Source organism: Aliivibrio wodanis, from assembly GCF_052920805.1.
Window position 1 is genome coordinate 813,910 of the sequence record NZ_JBREXA010000001.1, and the last position, 17,712, is coordinate 831,621.

At 37.8% G+C, this 17,712-nt stretch carries 15 protein-coding genes and 1 pseudogene; 5 read left to right on the top strand and 11 right to left on the bottom strand.

Annotation, left to right across the window (positions count from 1 at the left end; translation table 11 throughout):
* Nucleotides 1-48: 48 nt before the first annotated feature.
* The 6 genes from ACU5DF_RS03815 to ACU5DF_RS03840 form a co-directional block, all read right to left on the bottom strand.
* Nucleotides 49-1,788 carry a glycoside hydrolase family 36 protein gene (locus tag ACU5DF_RS03815; protein WP_446711843.1) on the bottom strand — a complete coding sequence of 580 codons (1,740 nt, stop codon included), beginning with the start codon at nt 1,786-1,788 and terminating at the stop codon, nt 49-51.
* Nucleotides 1,789-2,075: 287 nt separating this feature from the next.
* Nucleotides 2,076-3,869: a methyl-accepting chemotaxis protein gene (locus ACU5DF_RS03820; protein ID WP_446711844.1), complete on the bottom strand. Its 1,794-nt coding sequence runs from the start codon at nt 3,867-3,869 to the stop codon at nt 2,076-2,078.
* 316 nt (nt 3,870-4,185) lie between these two features.
* Nucleotides 4,186-6,648 carry a trimethylamine-N-oxide reductase TorA gene (gene torA, locus ACU5DF_RS03825; RefSeq protein ID WP_446711845.1) on the bottom strand — a complete coding sequence of 821 codons (2,463 nt, stop codon included), beginning with the start codon at nt 6,646-6,648 and terminating at the stop codon, nt 4,186-4,188.
* 22 nt (nt 6,649-6,670) lie between these two features.
* Nucleotides 6,671-7,849 (bottom strand): pentaheme c-type cytochrome TorC, encoded by a 1,179-nt coding sequence (gene torC / locus ACU5DF_RS03830; RefSeq protein WP_045103646.1) that lies wholly within the window; start codon nt 7,847-7,849, stop codon nt 6,671-6,673.
* A gap of 58 nt (nt 7,850-7,907) precedes the next feature.
* Entirely contained in the window at nt 7,908-8,081 is a 174-nt protein-coding gene (gene torE / locus ACU5DF_RS03835) for a trimethylamine N-oxide reductase system protein TorE (protein WP_045103645.1), read from the bottom strand.
* A gap of 326 nt (nt 8,082-8,407) precedes the next feature.
* Nucleotides 8,408-8,716, bottom strand: coding sequence for a cysteine-rich CWC family protein (locus ACU5DF_RS03840; RefSeq protein WP_446711846.1), 309 nt, complete (start codon nt 8,714-8,716; stop codon nt 8,408-8,410).
* A gap of 86 nt (nt 8,717-8,802) precedes the next feature.
* Between ACU5DF_RS03840 and ACU5DF_RS03845 the strand changes: the two genes are divergently transcribed.
* Nucleotides 8,803-9,321 (top strand): DUF2058 domain-containing protein, encoded by a 519-nt coding sequence (locus tag ACU5DF_RS03845; RefSeq protein WP_045103643.1) that lies wholly within the window; start codon nt 8,803-8,805, stop codon nt 9,319-9,321.
* 4 nt (nt 9,322-9,325) lie between these two features.
* On the top strand, nt 9,326-9,514 hold the full coding sequence (locus tag ACU5DF_RS03850) for a DUF2986 domain-containing protein (protein ID WP_446711847.1): 189 nt from the start codon (nt 9,326-9,328) through the stop codon (nt 9,512-9,514).
* Between the two features lie 135 nt (nt 9,515-9,649).
* Here ACU5DF_RS03850 and yjjG read toward each other — a convergent pair.
* From yjjG to ACU5DF_RS03875, 5 genes and pseudogenes are all read right to left on the bottom strand, one after another.
* A pseudogene (gene yjjG / locus ACU5DF_RS03855) lies at nt 9,650-10,331 on the bottom strand (pyrimidine 5'-nucleotidase).
* Nucleotides 10,332-10,368: 37 nt separating this feature from the next.
* Nucleotides 10,369-11,463 (bottom strand): molybdenum ABC transporter ATP-binding protein ModC, encoded by a 1,095-nt coding sequence (modC, locus tag ACU5DF_RS03860; RefSeq protein WP_446711848.1) that lies wholly within the window; start codon nt 11,461-11,463, stop codon nt 10,369-10,371.
* Nucleotides 11,464-12,153, bottom strand: a complete 690-nt coding sequence (gene modB, locus ACU5DF_RS03865) for a molybdate ABC transporter permease subunit (RefSeq protein ID WP_045103639.1) — start codon at nt 12,151-12,153, stop codon at nt 11,464-11,466. It abuts the gene before it with no gap.
* Complete coding sequence (modA, locus tag ACU5DF_RS03870; RefSeq protein ID WP_446711849.1) at nt 12,153-12,887, bottom strand: molybdate ABC transporter substrate-binding protein; 735 nt, start codon at nt 12,885-12,887, stop codon at nt 12,153-12,155. The genes modB and modA overlap by 1 nt, the downstream gene beginning before the upstream one ends.
* Before the next feature lie 13 nt (nt 12,888-12,900).
* Entirely contained in the window at nt 12,901-14,406 is a 1,506-nt protein-coding gene (locus ACU5DF_RS03875; RefSeq protein ID WP_446711850.1) for a cobyric acid synthase, read from the bottom strand.
* Between the two features lie 209 nt (nt 14,407-14,615).
* Between ACU5DF_RS03875 and ACU5DF_RS03880 the strand changes: the two genes are divergently transcribed.
* The 3 genes from ACU5DF_RS03880 to ACU5DF_RS03890 all read left to right on the top strand — a co-directional run bounded on the left by ACU5DF_RS03880 (nt 14,616) and on the right by ACU5DF_RS03890 (nt 17,621).
* The gene (locus tag ACU5DF_RS03880) at nt 14,616-14,996 is read left to right on the top strand and encodes a YgiW/YdeI family stress tolerance OB fold protein (protein ID WP_446711851.1); all 381 of its coding nucleotides are present in this window, start codon (nt 14,616-14,618) and stop codon (nt 14,994-14,996) included.
* An 83-nt stretch (nt 14,997-15,079) separates the two neighbouring features.
* Entirely contained in the window at nt 15,080-15,619 is a 540-nt protein-coding gene (locus ACU5DF_RS03885; protein ID WP_446711852.1) for a hypothetical protein, read from the top strand.
* A gap of 115 nt (nt 15,620-15,734) precedes the next feature.
* Nucleotides 15,735-17,621, top strand: coding sequence for a methyl-accepting chemotaxis protein (locus ACU5DF_RS03890; protein WP_446711853.1), 1,887 nt, complete (start codon nt 15,735-15,737; stop codon nt 17,619-17,621).
* Nucleotides 17,622-17,712: the final 91 nt, after the last annotated feature.

Here is a 17,712-nt window from a genome sequence, read left to right on the forward strand (position 1 = left end):
GCAATATAAAACGATGGATGGAACAGATAATTAAGACATTATATCAATCTATATAGAAACCAAAATTGCTCGGCTACTTAATCCATTTTCTAAAGTCAGCTGTAAAACTTGCATTGGCTCTTCGTTCAATTGTTCACCAGTCCAGAAATCACGCCAGATAGAGAGCTGATCTGTATTTAGTGTAAACTCAGCAATTTCATCATCATAATTAAAAATACAGTGCAGTTCATGCTGATGATTTAATCTTAACACACAGTGTCTATTTGAAAGAGATTGAAACTGCGCTGACTCTTGGGTCAACCTAAGTCGAGACAATAAATTTTTCCATGTTTTTTTAGCAAAAATATTCATCTCTGGTAATGGATCACCAGATAACGCTAGACCACCAGAAGCCAAGATGACTGTACGATGGAACTCATAATACTTTCTCTCTGTACCTTGATTTGGTAGCGACGTTAACGTAATACAGTCTGGATCTATTTGCCATAATTTACGATGCTGCCAGCTACGATAAAATGTTTCTTTTGCTATCTGCTTAAAACGTTCAGGGTTACGCTCTACATCATCTGAAATTCGCATCGCATCAACAAGACCTAAAGATGGCCACATTGGTGCATTACACCCAAGAATTAGTGCATCACCGGCACCATTAATAATGGCCTGCATTCCTAAACGATATGCTTCAATACCTGTGATCCCAGACTGAATTCGCTGTCCCTTTAGTGAACCCCAGTAATTAGCATCCAATTTAAATAACTCAACGCCCCACTCTTCTCGCATCGTACGAATAACATCTGTTAGGTGGATCTGAACAGCTTGTTTAGATGTATCTAAAATATACCAAGGAGTACAACGCCAACCACCATAAGTAATGTCTTCGGCTTTAAGTAAATCACCATTTTTATGTCGTACAAACCACTCAGGGTGTGTTTTAAATATTTCTGATTCTGGTTGGGCAATAAAAGGCGCAATCCAAATTGCTGGTTTTTTTCCTCTTGCTTTAATTTCTTTTAGTAACGCTTGAATGCCATTTGGAAATTTTTCTGAAGGTGTTAACCAATCTCCCATGAAAGCTTGATAACCATCATCCAATAAAACCCATTCAAGTTCTTTGTGGTCGTTACACATAACTTCAACATTATCTAGTACATTTTTCTCAGTAACATCTGCATAATAAGCATACCAAGAACACCATCCAATTGGAGCATTTTGTTTAACTCCTGGGCGAATTGGGTGTTGTTGCTGTACCTTTGCTGCATAAAGCTCATATAACTCCGTTAATGAGTCGGCTTTAATAACAGTAATAGCCTCCATTTGATTACTTGCCCAATCTTGTGGATGCGTATCTTCACCATTAAGAAAGGCTGCAACTGTGGTTGTCCCTTGATTTTTATGTAGTTCGAAGTAACCAGCAAAACGATAACAAGAAGTAAAACCAAATAGTGTAAAACCATCTGACTCTTCAATTACCAGGTAATTATAAAAACGTTTATGTGCCTTTTCAGAATACAATCGGTAGCTTGAACTATTATCTGGGCAACGACCAATTTCTATTGGTGCATCAAGTTGGCCTGCAGTCTGAGCCAGCATTTGAAATCCATCACCAAGTATTTTTGCATTAGATTCTAATTGAGTTGGAAATTGAAGAACGCAATAATGTTCACTTACTAATAAGTTGCGAATACCAATAAAGCGCATCATGACTTGATCATCTTTCATGTCATAAACTAAATCGGTTTGAACAGGAATACTTTCTTGTCCACATAAGAAAAATAATGGGTTCATCATGCACTTCCTATCGTTCTGTTCTCGTTAACCTATCATAAGCCAACCGTATAATTGATGTAGAATACTACTATTAAGAATACAATCAACAATAATAAATACAGACTCTGAAGCAGCCTATAAGTTCTACTCTATTTATCTTAATAAATGTCAGCTATATAGTATAAACCCAACTCGTTGGTATTTATCATATATTTAAACTATAAAAAAAGAGCTGCGATAAACAGCTCTTTTTATATGCTATATCTCACCAAATAAGTATATAAATATTCTTACTATTAATAGTGATATTAAACTCGGAAAGTTTTGGTGACTTCTTTTAGTCTACTTGCCAATTCCAACCCTTCATTGGCAAACCCTTCGATTTGAGTCGATTGATGATAACTGGTTTTGGCATGGTCATTTATCGCTACAATATTTTCATTAATACCTGAAACTACCTGAGCTTGTTGACTTGAAGCTGTCGCGATCTGTGCATTCATTTCTTCTATACTAGAGATAGAGGTCATGATCATTGTTAATGATTGATTTGCTTGCTCACCAATAGCAACACTCGCTTCTGCTTTTTGTTGACCAACACTAATAAGTTGTACTGATTTATCGGCTTCGCTTTGCAGGGAGCTTATCATCTGCTGAATTTCATTTGTACTCTCTTGTGTTCTACCTGCTAAATTTCGAACTTCATCAGCAACTACAGCAAATCCTCGCCCACTCTCACCAGCTCTTGCCGCTTCAATAGCTGCATTTAGTGCAAGTAAATTAGTTTGTTCAGCAATCCCTTTAATAACATCTAAAATTCCTCCGATATTTTGGGATTCAATCGCAAGAGTCTCGATTACATTTTTAACATCATTAATATCGGTTAACAATGACGACATTTCTTGGCTCATCATTTCTACAACCTCAGAGCCTGAGCTTGCTTCTGTTAATGCTTGAGAAGCCGACTCAGATGCAACCTGAGTATTACCTGCCACATCTGATACTGTGATTGTCATTTCATTAGCCGCTGTTGCTGTTTGTTCTAATTGTGCAGTTTGCTCTCTCGATGTGTTGGTCATTGTGGAAGATGCATCAAACAACGATTCTGATGTACGGCTTAATGAATCAGTTGCTGAATGAACTTGATTCAATAATCCTTTTAGGCTCTCAACCATCACTTGAATACTGGCATAAATACCTTCTGGCTTCTCTTTATTAGAGAACTCCATATCAAGCTTACCTTCAGATACTTTATCTAACAGATCTGAGATCTCTGATAGCTCACCACCAATAGGTTTATAGATATGATTAATGACAAAGTAATAAATTAACAGAGAAAAAACCACAACAATAATGATAACAACCGTAAAGGTAGACACTAGATTATTAAAGCTTTGCTCGTTAATAACATCAATAGCTTCATAATTGGCAACAATCCATGATGTCCCATCAATGCTGTTATGTGTGATGTAATTTAATAATCCTTCAGGGTCAACATATTCAAAAGATTCTTGAGAGCTAAATTGTCGAAATGATGGACGAACTTGATACATATTTTGACCAAAAAGGTCATTATTAGGTGCAGCTAAAACATAGCCCGTATTTTTATCAAAAACAAACACTTGATTGTTTGGGTTAAGCTCCCTTACATAATCACTGAATTCTTTGATTTCCAAACTGATAGCAATAGATGCTACTAATTTATTATTAAAATAAACGGGTTGCGCAATCGCAAATACGTCACTACCACTTGTATCAGTATAAATAGAGGTCAAGATGTTCTTTTTGCCTTCAAAAACCGTTGTATACCACTCACGACCAGAGGTTTTGGCATTAAAGCCACTTAAAAAACTACCTCCATATAATGTCTGCCCATTTTCTAATGCTAAAAATGCATCAGCACCTGTAATTACCGCTATTTTTTTTAACTGAATAACCGCTGCGTCAATATTTTCTAATCCACCCTCTTCGGTAAACATAAAATTTGCTGCATTTAATACATCAAAATAGCGGTAAATTTTTTGTCCCATTGATTTAGATGTCAACTCTGACGATACATGTAGCTTGTCATTAAATGCATCAAAGCTTGCCGATTTGAATTTCATATAACTCATCAAAGCGATGATTATAGAAAGCGTAGCCAACGCTAGTGTAAATACAACTATAATTTTACTTTTAAGCTTCACTGTGTAGTTCCTTGACATAACATGAAATCAGATTATTTAACTACCTTTTATATTATTGATTTAATAGATAAATATATTAATCTCTGATTGTACTCTACTTTATTATAGATATGAATTATGTTTACTGAAAAATAAATTAAAGATTTCACACTTAAAAAATGAACAAAAAAAAGCCAAGTACTAAAGTACTTGGCTTAGATATTAACTCTTATGAAATAAGCGTCACTTGTTGAGATTACTCAACAATAATTGGGCCACCAAATGAGGTTACTGGTGGAACTTTACCAGTGAACTTCTCAAAATCAACTAAACAAGTATTCGCTGATGTCGCCTGAGCAAGCTCAGATGATGGGATATCTTGTGTTAATGTATTTGGATCGCCATAAGTACAAATTGCGCCCACTTTTTCGTTTAATGGACCATACCATGCACCTTCTTCGATACGGATCACTCCTTCTGGGTAGCTGTCCGTTAGAACTGCACCTGCTAGAAGCTGACCACGGTCATTAAATACACGAACTAAATCGCCATCTTTAATTCCCTTCGCTTTTGCATCTTTAGGGTTAAGGTATACTGGCTCACGACCTTGAACTGAATAAGTTGCACGGAACTCTTCAGATTCACACATTTGTGAGTGCAAACGCTTATCAGGGTGACAAGATTGCATCCAGAATGGGTGTTTCTTAGAGCCTGGGCCACCATGTGAACGTTCAGATTTCTCGAACCACATTGGGTGACCTTGACAGTGCTCGTAACCAAAACGATCAATCTTACGGCTTGAGATTTCAATGAAGCCAGAAGGTGTACCTAGTGCATTGATCTCTGGATCTTCACGGAACGCCGCATGACGAACCCAAGGTTTACCAGTACCGAAGTCAAGAACACCTTTCTTCCAGAACTCATCAAACTCAGGCATTTCAAATTTACCTTCATTTGCTTTGCGACAATCAGAATATAGTGAACGAACCCACTCCATCTCATCCATGCCACGTGTATATTCTTTATGACGACCAAAACGGCGAGTTAGTTCAGTAAAGATATCGAAGTCTGATTTAGATTGGTATAAAGGATCAACCAATTTCTGCATTGCAAGTAGACCACGACCTGAGTATGAACCATAAATATCAATATCATTACGTTCCCACTGAGTACATGCTGGTAGCACGATATCAGAGAAGCGACATGTTGCAGTCCACGCAAACTCAATCGTTACAACTGTTTGAAGTTTTTGGAACGCCTTCTTCATACGGTTACGATCTTGGTGGTGATGCCATGGGTTGTTACCCGAGATAACCATCATTTTATAATCAGGCAGTTTTACTTTAGAACCGTTATAACGGATCTCTTTACCTGGTTCTAATAGACAGTCAATCCAACGAGCTACAGGAATCGTTTTGCTGTAACCATTAAAGTCATCGTTATTCCACTTAGGTACTTGACCTCGGTCAACGTTACGTGGGAAACCACCAGGAGCAGCAAAGCCTGTTGATGGAACACCGATACCTGAGTAATGGTGGCCGTAAGAAACACCACCACCAGGAAGACCAATTTGACCCGTCATTGCAGATAGTACAGCACCCATCCAATATGGTTGCTCACCGTGCTCTTGACGTTGAATACACCAGCCAAATAAGATTTGAGTACGACCACCAACAAGCATACGTGCAAACTCACGAATTTGGTCAGCAGAAACACCACAAATTTCAGCAGCCCACTCAGGCGTTTTAACTACTTTATCTTTAGTTTCACCAAGAACATACTGTATGAAATCATCAAAACCTAAGCAGTAAGTTTCAATAAATTTCTTATCGTATAGATCTTCTGTATATAACGTGTAAGCCGCTGCAAGCATGAACGCCACATCTGATTGTGGGTTAATGTACATATGCTCATTGTTTAAGTAACGCTGAGTTTTGTTTTTAACTGGGTCAACAGAAATTACGTTGATCTTACCATCTGCAACTTTTTGTTTCAGTTGCTCTAAGTATGGGTAAGATTCATGTGTTTCACAGTTCCAACCTACTTGTAAGTTTTTCACTGGATCCGTAGCCCAAAGGATCACGTTATCTGAATGTTCTAAAATCTCAGACCAAGATGTACCTTGTGCATATACTTCAGTTGAACCAAGTACGTAAGGCATGATCGTTTGACCAGCACCTGTTGAGTAATCACCCACTTTAGTAATGTAATTACCATGCATACCAACGGCACGTTGCATGTGACTTGTACAGCTGTGGAATTGACCCGTTTGACGCCAACCTGTTTGTCCTGCGTGCAGTGCCCATGGACCGTAATCTTTTTGAATACGCTCAAGCTCACGATAGAAAAGATCTAATGCTTCATCCCAAGTTACACGTACGAAACGGTTATTACCACGAGTCTCACCAGAGTACTTATGTTTCTTCAACCAATCTAAACGAACCATTGGGTAACGAACACGGCTTGGGCTATAAATAATGCCCTTGATGCCATTTAACATTTCTGTTGGGTGCTCATCAAGCTCTAAGGCTTTAATTTCTTGAACTTTACCACCATAGATGTGTGCTCGGAATGCACCCCAGTGTGAACCAGATACACGCCATGTTCCTGTTGTTTCCGCTGCATTTGCCTTTGAAGACATTAGTAGGCTTGGACCAACTAGAGATACTGCACTTGTTGTTGCAACACCTTTTAAAAAGCTTCTTCTGCTAATAGACATATTCTATCTACTCCGTTAATTCTTAGTGTTTTTCGTCAGAAAAATCTGAAGAGTGTTTTTGTAGGTATTTCAATACAAGTGACTTACTGTCTGTATCAAAGTTTACAAATGCCATCATACCGTCAAACATACCAGGCCATGTGTTTGCATCAAAATGCTCTTCAGCTGGTTGTGTGTGACATACTGAACAGTTAGTTTTATATGACTGTTCTGCTTTTTCCCAAATTGGTTGGTAATCAGGAAGAAGTGAATCTTTCTTCATCCATAGATCAACAGAAACACGCTGCCAAGGTAGACCTGTAAGATCATCTTCTTTTGTTTCAAATTGTTCAACGAATGTATCGTTTTGTGCTGTTTCTTTTAGAAGAGAAGCAACTGCGATGTTCATACCAAAGTCTTCTTGGATAACGCGGCCGAAACCTTTAACTTTACGCCAACCTTCAATTGCAACTCTGATTGCGTCGCCTTTCTCTTCAAGTACTTTGATTTGTGATGCAGGGTTTAATAGACCACCTTCAATCGTTAGTTTCTCATCTTCATATAATGGAAGATGACGAACAGATACATACGACTGACCATCTTCAAACTTAGTGTTACCTGCTAATTGAACAAGCTCACCAATCATACCACCTGAGCTATCCATGTTTGCAGGAAGGCTGTGTGCGATACCTTTATGACAATCTACACAACTTTGGTCACGCTCTTTAGCGCCCTTCATTTGAATACGTGCTGTTGGTTGCATTTTTGAGAAATCCATACCGTCATAATCATGACAGTTACGACATTCAAGAGATTTGTTTGCGCTAAAACGGTCCCATTCGTGCTGGGCTAAAACGATACGACGCTCTTCAAATTTCTCTGGAGTATCAATGAAACCAAATACGTGAGCGAAAACTTCTTTACTTGCTTGCATTTTACGAGCAATTTTAGAAGTCCACTCGTGTGGAACGTGACAATCAGGACACGTAGCACGAACACCTGAACGGTTTTTATCGTGAATGGTACCTGCGTATTCTGGTTGGATATTGTCCGCGTGACAACCAACACAGAACTCTTCTGTATTTGTTGCTTCTAGTGCAACGTTAAAGCCGCCCCAAAAGATAACACCTGCGACAAAACCACCAAGGGTAAGAACACCCAAGCTGATATGTACACTTGGGCGAGCGAAAACCGACCAAGCTTTTTTAATAAATGACATCATAATTGCTTCTCTTTTTATCTAATTCTAATTTATTGTTTCGGCAGCTTCTAAAATAGAATCAACCGTGACCTGGCATACCAAAAAACAGTACCTGCATAAACCATACAGAGAAACCGTACGCACCAACCACACCCACACTTAGAATTGGGAAAAGAACAACTGTAATGAAGAAAAATGCTTTCCATTCAGAAGAGCGTTGGTTTTCATCGTTTTGCTTTATTGCATTGCTCATAATTTTATTCCTAGTTATCTTTCTACTTTATAAATATAGAAAATGTTAACAAGTTGTCGAATCTATCTTCCACAATTTTAATCCCTCACAAATAGTGCTTCAATTAAATTTTTAAGATAAGCCCTTTTATTTAGTACTTTTTTGCGCTCATCCAGAGATATATTTAATTGAATTACAATGTGTAAATATATTAATTTTTATGACAGATTAATTTTATGTAATATTTGTTAAATTTGTTAAGTACTACTAAAGGATAGTATAAAACAGCAACATTTACTATTGATGTAAATCAATTAACACCACCTTACCGTCATAAATACTGCAAGTTATGTAATTATTTTTTTACTTAGACAATCACGACAAAGACAACTAGTCTGACTTCCACTTAAGGTCACTTCTCGCGTTTCTAAATCAAAACACCAACACGTTTCTTTACCCATTTGAATATCACATTGTGCAGGTTTATCACACTCAGGACAGGCATGAGTTACTGACTTTCCTGACAATCGATTCATCACATTTTCTCTCTCATTATCTGTCATTGATTTCCATTCTACTATTTCAGTAATGGTTCGTTTACAGCCTATACAGATACCATCTTCATTTTTACAAGCCGCAATACAAGGTGTTTTCATCTTTACTTCTCTCTATGTCCTTTAAATCCCACACAAGTCATGGGATAATCGTCAGAATTCGACATCGTTATCATTAGGAATTATTTATGGCACTAAGCTTACAAGAGCAAATGCTAAAAGCTGGGTTAGTGAATCAAAAGAAAGTAGCAAAAGCAAAGAAAGCTTCAAAAAAATCTCGTGTTCAAAATCGTGAAGCAAAAGCAGCGGTTGAATTAAACAAAGTAGCTCAAGCTGAAAAAGATAAAGAATTGAGCTTGCAACATAAAGCCGAGAAAGAACAAAAAGAATTAGCGGCTCAAATTAAACAGCTTATCACAGCAAATAAACTGGATCGCACTCATGGCGATATCGGTTACAACTTTACTGATGGTACTTTAGTCAAAAAAATGTACGTGGATAAAACCATGCAAACTCAATTAATTGCAGGTCGTTTAGCTATTGTTCATTTCAATGAAGATTATGAGATCGTCCCAGCAGGTGTGGCAGATAAGATCACTCTTCGTGATGAATCAGTGGTTGTACTTAACAACGTAATAGCGGAAGATGCACAGGATGAAGACGATCCATATGCGGAATTCGTTATTCCTGATGACTTAATGTGGTAATACAATGAGCCGTAAAAACAAAGTTAAAGAGACTCTTTTAAAGAAACACCGTAGAGCTCAAACGAGAAACAGCCGTTCACACAATAAACCAAAATACATCAGTAAAGCTGATCGTGAAAAAATGGCCCTTGAAGCAGAACAAGTAACGGTAGAGTCTGAAAATACAGAACAAGTAACACCATCAGAAGAATAATACTTTCTGAATTAGTGATAAAAAATCCTCATTGTTTATTATAAGAATGAGGATTTTTTTGCAATAATAATATCGCCTTAAAACTAAAACTAATCAATTACTTACTACGATTAGTATAACTGCGTAGAAACACTCTTAAATCCCATGTAGCAATACCTGTAGATCATTAAGTGTCTTAACAGTGTACGTTGGTTTAACACCTTCAGGGCATGCTTGTTGGGTTACGTTCAACCAACAAGTATCAACACCAGCATTCATACCGCCTAGCACATCTGAATCAGGGTTATCACCAACCATTAATATATTTGATAACTCAACTTCTCCCATCATAGAAAAAGTATGTTCAAAAATACGTTTATCTGGCTTAGCTACACCAACTTGCTCTGAAATCGTAATCAACTCAAAGTAATGACTAAATTCTGTTTTTTCTAAGCGGATCTTTTGTAATGCTGTAAAACCATTAGTAATAATCCCCATTTTTACATTACTTGCTAATAGTGAATCAAGTAGTTCTCTTGCACCGTCTAGTGGTGTACAAATTTCTGCCATTGCCATCATAAAAGCACTATTCATTGCTTTTGGCGTAACACCAACTTTCCTTTGCCCACTCTTCAAAACGCGTTTCTTGTAGTTGTTGTGCAGTGATTTCGTTATCTTGGTATTGCACCCACAATGGTTTATTTACCAGCTGATATTCAATGAACTGCTCTTTACTAAAATTAATGCCATAACCTAAAAACATACGTTGCAAACCCACAAACGCATCAAAATGAAAAATAGTTTCATCAGCATCAAACAGTATCCATTGGTACTTCATATTTACTTCCTTAATGGTGCTTTATTATTCAACATAATTACTTCGAGCAAAGGTCAGACTGTGTCACACTAACCCCTTTGATCTGTGCAAACCAATACTGACCCAGCTCTAACTCTAACTCTTTCTTCGCCCAGCGAGTGATATTTGCCCACAAGACATGCCCAGACAGGTTCAATTTAACTGCCACCACATCGTTTTCTTGATCTTCTGTTAATCCTTCAATCAAGACTGGTAAAATATTTCGTATTGAGCTTAATTCTGGCTGTTGCTTAATCAGTGAGACATCATTTGCTCGAATACGCAATCGTATGCTCTGCCCTTCTTCACTGCAATCACACGGCGATTTTATCCATATCCCTTGCTGACTATTGTTTAATGTGACTAAAGTCATTGGATGGTCAGAATGATGCTCTGTAATTGTTCCTTCCAATAATACAGAATGCTCTGATGCATTAAGCCAAGGGCGCATTAGTGGTGAACTCCATACTGACGTAATATCCCCTGTTAAGCTGACCTTACCTTCATTAAGTAAGACCATATGATCAGCCAATCGTAAGATCTCATCCAAACTATGAGAAACATAAATAATGGGGGTTTTAATCTCTTTGGCTAACTTTTCAAGATACGGCATAACTTCATGTTTTCTGGGTAGATCTAGTGAGGCTAGTGGCTCATCCATAATTAACAATGTTGGCTCAGACAAAATAGCCCGACCAATTGCTACACGTTGTTTTTCGCCACCAGATAAGGAGTGTGGAAAGCGCTGCAACAAAGATTCAATATCAAGCAACCTGACAACATCGTCAAAGCGAGCGGTTCTTTTTCCGTTACAACCATACAATAAATTACCTTCTACTTTATAGTGAGGAAATAAACGGGCATCTTGAAATACATAGCCTATATGACGCAGCTCTGGTGGCATCGATATGTTTGAGTTTGAATCAAACAACACTGAACTATTAAGAGTAATGCGACCAGAATCAGGAGAGGCAAGGCCACTAATCAAATTAGCAAGTGAGGACTTACCTGCACCTGAACGTCCAAATATGGCACTAATACCTGTTGATGGCAGTGATAATTGGACATCTAAATCCAAATCACCGAGTTGTTTTTTTATATCAATAACTAACATTTATCCCATCAACCTTTTTTTACTCGCTCTTGCTAACCATTCAGATAACAATAATGAAATTAATGCGACAATAATCGAAATTATACATAAGCGCGCCGCCTCCATTTCCGCTCCAGGGATCTCTATATAACTAAACATGGCAAGAGGAAGTGTTCGAGTTTCACCTTCAATATTAGAAACAAAACTGATCGTCGCACCAAACTCACCTAAACTACGAGCAAATGCTAAAACAGCACCAGTAAGGATACCCGGTAACATTAATGGTAATGTAATCGTGATAAATACTTTCGTTCGTGAAGCACCCAGTGTTCGTGCTGCTTGCTCTAATTTTTGATCAACAGATTCCAAAGCTAAACGAATGGCACGAACCATTAATGGTAAAGCCACAATTGCAGAAGCAAGCGCAGCCCCTTTCCAGTTAAAACTAAATGTAATGCCAAACAATTCATAAAACCATTTACCAATCACTCCTTGTCGGCCCATAGAAATAAGTAATAAGTAACCAATAACCACAGGAGGCAGCACTAAAGGCAAATGAATTAAACCATCAAGTACGGCCTTCCCCCTGAAATCACAACGGGCTAAAATCCAAGCAAAAAGAATACCAATAGGTAAAGAAAAGCCTACCGCTATACCTGCTATTTTCAAGCTTAAAAATAAGGCTTCTACTTCATAATCTGTTAATAGCATTAAACTGTTGTAAACCCATAAGAAATAAATATTTTCTTCACTTTTTCAGATAATAAATACTGATAAAAATGCGTAACTTGATCTGATTTTTTACTTTTAATTATTGCCATTGGATACACAATAGGATCATGAGAGTTACTAGGAAACTCTTCAACTATCGTGACGCTGTTTGACAATAAGGCATCTGTTTTATACACAATCCCCAATGGCGCTTCATCACGCTCAACAAACAGTAAAGCAGAGCGTACATTATTACCTGATGCTAAGCGCTTACTTACTTCTAACCAACGGTGCTGAGCCTTTAAACTCTGCTTACCATAAATACCAGCAGGAACATGCCTTGGATCTGCTATTGCAATTCGCATTTCTTTTTGACTAATAAACCACTGCCAAGCGTTCTGTTTTGGTGTACTTTTAGAGGCAATTAAAACCAAACTATTTTGCAATAAATCCACCTTGCTCGGGATTTCAACCCTATCTTGCTCAACCAAGTAATCCATCCATTTGATATTGGCAGAAAGATAAAGATCAGCAGGCGCACCATTTGCGATTTGTCGAGCAAGTGACGAAGAACCAGCATAACTCATACGTACTCTTTCACCGGTTTCTTTCTGATACAAATCTACAATATCATTCATCACATTAGTTAATGATGAAGCAGCATAAACAGTCACATTTGCTGATACTGATAAAGAGCTAAACAGCAATGCTAAAAATAATGTCAATCTAGACATAGTTATACCTTCCTTAATACGCTGCTTTCTTTTCAAATAAATTTGGCCAAATCTGTGACAGATCCAAACTCTCCTCAATAGACTCCGCGATGCGTTCAATTGCCTCTTCTTGGATTAAATTCATATCTATCGCTTTAACCTCTTTTAAACCAGCCCAAGATAAAATGGTTTCAAAAGCGGTTGGTTCATCAAAAATACCATGCAAGTAGGTTCCAAAAATGGTGTTTTCATCGTTGAGTGTACCATCATGCCTTACTGTATTTTCATTTGTAATTGAGATTGGGAAACAATCATCTAACGCGTGAGTATTTTCCTTCGTGTGAGTACTCACTCCGGCATGAATTTCATAACCTTTAACGTTAACAGGGATTTGATTTGAAAAACGTAGTTTCCCCTCAACTAAAGTGAGTTGCTTCTGTTTTTTCAACTCAGTTGCAATAGGTAAATAGCCTAATCCTGAAATAGAAGATATTTCTCCTTCAAGGCCGAGAGGATCTGAAAGACGCTCACCTAGCATTTGATAGCCACCACAAATACCCATAACTTTACCGCCATAACGTAAATGCCTTTCGATGTCTTTATCCCAGCCCTGGGACTTGAGATAAGTTAAGTCCGCTTGTACTGACTTACTGCCTGGCAAAATAATAAAATCAGCACCAGATAGAGAGTCCCCTTTGCCTACAAATTGAAGATCAATTTCTGGGTGTAATCGTAACGGGTCAAAATCAGTATGATTACTAATACGAGTAAGTACTGGCACTTTAACCACAAATTTTCCTTGTTCTAGTTGCTCACTCTTAATGGCATCTTCAGCTTCAAGGTTTAAACCATGTAAATATGGAATAACCCCGAGTACTGGTTTACCTGTTTTCTCTTCAAGCCATTTTAGACCTGGAACTAACAGAGATATATCACCGCGAAAACGGTTAATCACAAACCCTTTTACTCGCGCTTGTTCAGATTCAGATAAAAGTGCCAGAGTGCCATAAAGGTGAGCAAACACGCCACCACGGTCAATATCGGCGACTATAATAACAGGAACATCCGCAGCTTCAGCAAACCCCATATTAGCAATATCATTTTCACGTAAATTAATTTCAGCTGGACTGCCCGCACCTTCAATCATGACGCACTGATAATTGTTAGATAAATAAGAGAATGATTCTAATACATAAGGCATGGCCAGTTTCTTATAATCATGAAAACCCCATGCATCCATGGTTTCAATAGCTTTACCTTGAACAATAACTTGAGCTCCAATATCGGTATTTGGTTTTAATAAAATAGGATTCATATGAACATGTGCTTTAACTCGTGCAGCATCTGCCTGTAAGGCTTGAGCGCGACCTATCTCGCCACCATCTTCTGTTACAGCACTGTTTAAAGCCATATTTTGTGGTTTAAAAGGGGCAACTTGGATCCCTTTATTGGCAAGCACTCGGCATAAGCCTGCCACAAGAACTGTTTTACCAGCATCAGAAGTTGTCCCTTGAACCATTAGTGGAGAGAAAGTATGCATAATTCCATCTATTCTACGTTAAACATCAATCTATAATATTAACATTATTCTCAGTTGAGAGGCGAGGAACTGTTTACTTCTGCAAACCTAACTCAAGATGAATTGAATATGAATAACTTACTCACGATTGATTCAACCTAAGTTTGTTTTAATAGTTCTATCGAAGCAAAACGCTTAAAACAGCCCTATTATCAAACTAAGGATTTATTATGAAAAAGACAATTATAGCAATCACAGCAGCTCTAATCTTATCTCCAACAATTGCTCTAGCTGATAATGGTGATCACGATAATCATAAACAAGCTCAATTTAATTACACTGGTCCTGTCAGCACAATTAGCGTTGCAGAGCTATTAAAAGACACGGGGATGTTCACAGAACAGAACGCAATTGTAGATGGCCAAATTATTCGTCATATTCGTAAAGACAAATACCTATTTTCTGACGGCACAACAGAAATTCAAATAGAGTTAGACGATGATATTTCATTACCGACAGCAATCAATGAAACAACTAAAGTCCGTATTTTTGGCGAATATGAAGGTGGAAAAATACCAGAGATTGAAGTAGAACGCTTACAAACGTTATAAAATATATCTAAAACAAATAACCTGGCCTGCTTATTGCAGGCTTTTTCATAGATAAAATTCATGAATATCAGGTTAATTAAGTTATGGAATCAATTAAATACATTAAAAAAACCCTTCTTTTAGCGGCGGCTCTTACCTCTTCAAATGCAATGGCGAATAACTTCCCTTATAACTTTTTTGAAGTTCGCGTAGGAACAAGTCCTGGTACTTCTGGTGTACAAGTAAACCAACAGTTTACAGAGAACTCTCATATTATCGGTAAAATAGACACTAGATTCGAAGGTGATTGGGATATTAGCGGTGGCATGGGATTTAATGGCCCAGCCAATGAGTTTGCAGATATTTACGGTCAACTTTTACTGCACAATGTTAAAGATAAGTCGAGTGACAAACTTGGTGATGAAATGCTCACTGAGATAAACCTTGGTTTTCGCGTGTGGTTAATGCAACAAATGGAGCTTGGTGCTCAATACGGTCAATTATTCAGTAGTAATGTTCAAAAAGATGTTGGTAGTGTTCACTTTCGCTTCCATTCAACAGATCAATTATCAGTAGGCGCAGAAGCAAAATTTGGTGGCGTTTATGGCGGTCAAATGATGATGACAGCAAGGTTTACATTCTAGCCCTAACAAAAATAAAGTCAGCACTACATTAGGTATTAATAATATTAACAATTAATTTACCTAGATTTAATTTATGGTACGATATAGATATAAACAAAAGGATCGGGGGAAACTAATGTTACATAATATTTCTATAAAAAATAAGCTCACACTCATGTTTGTTGTCATCATTTTAGTGATGGGATCAATACAGACCGTAATGACTGGCCGACAGTTAATGGCTGAAACCTACAACTCTGTTAACCAATTTTCAGCAGCCTTAACTAAAGCAAGTGTCTCTGGCCTTGATAAATGGATCAGTGGACGTATTAATATTGTTGAAGCATCAACCAATGCCTTTTCATATGCCGATGTACCTATTACTTACTTCAATCAGTCTCAACGAGCTGGGCATTTCATCATCAGCTATGCAGGGCTTGAAACTGGTGAGTTTTTCCAAAGTAATGCTGATAATCCAGTTCCTGCTAGTTATGACCCTCGCCAACGAGGTTGGTACAGAGATGCCTCTTCAACATCAAACACCATTGTAACAAGCCCATATGTCGATGCGGGTAATGGTGGCCTTGTAATTACCATCGCGAAGGCTTTTAATACCAATGGCTATCGAGGTGTAATCGGGGCAGATGTTAGTATCCAATCTATCGTCGATGATATTTTAGCCATTAATCAAGATGGCGTATCAGCTTTCCTTGTTGATGGTGATGGTAACTTTGTTGCCCACCCAGATAAAAATATGACTATGAAATCTATCTCTGCGCTTGGTGATGGTTTTTCTCTTAATAAGATTCAAACACTTTCGAATAACCACTCTCAATCAGAAGTTATCGTTTATGGTAAAGAGGCTTTCCTAACAGCGGCTAAAGTTCCTCAAACTGATTGGTATTTCATAGCTGTTGTAGATAAAAAACAAGCGTTTGCTTCAGTTCGAAGTGTATTACGTGACTCTGCAATTATGACTTTAATTCAAATCGCAATCATTGCTGCCTTAGCTATGTTCTTAATTAAGCAAGCACTAGCGCCGTTAAATGTCTTAAGTAAGGCAATGGAAGATTTATCTAAAGGCAATGGCGATCTAACCCAACGTATTAGCGTAAACTCTAAAGATGAAATTGGTACTTTAGCTAGTCATGTTAATGGTTTTGTAGAAAAACTACAGAGTATAGTTAAAGACATCGCAACTTCCTCATCTGAGCTAAATTCACAATCTAAAGTCAGTACTCAAGTAGCAAGCCAAACCAATGAAGGGCTCTCAATTCAATTAAATGAGATCTCACAAATCGCAACTGCGGTTCATGAAATGTCGGCAACAGCTCAAGAGGTAGCTAATAATGCACAAATGACGGCAGATTCAGCAATCAATTCAACTGAACATTGTGACCAAGGTAAGCAGGTTATCATGCGTAACCAAGAATCAATTACCAACCTTGCAAGTCAAGTTGATAATGCTTCAGGTATCATTCAGGAGTTGAATAAGAATGCCCAAGACATTAATACAATTCTTTCAACCATTCGTGATATTGCAGAGCAGACCAATCTCCTTGCACTAAATGCAGCCATTGAAGCGGCTCGTGCTGGTGAGCAAGGTCGAGGCTTTGCTGTTGTTGCCGATGAAGTACGAGTACTCTCGCAAAGAACTCACAGCTCTACCGATGAGATCCGCCAAATGATTGAAACACTACAGCGCAATACTGCAAGTGCCGTTCATAGTATGGATGAAAGTAAAGTATTCGCTCAATCTAGTGTTGATGATGCTAATAACGCAACTCAAGCACTAGAGGAAATATCAACATCTATCATACAGATCTCAGATATGGCAACTCAAATATCTAACGCAGCAGCAGAACAAAGAACAGTAACGAATGAAGTTAGTATGAATATTCAATCAGCAAACGATGTTTCAGATAAGATGTCACATCAGGCTGAAGATTCACAAAAACTATCACAAGATTTGCGAAGTATTGCTAAACAACTAAATAACCAAGTGAATTTATTTAAATATTAACCATATTTAGAACGCACTTTATAAAAGCCAGAGTTGGTTCTTCCTGCTCTGGATTTTTTGTATTAAAAATCAGTAACTCTGCATAAAAATA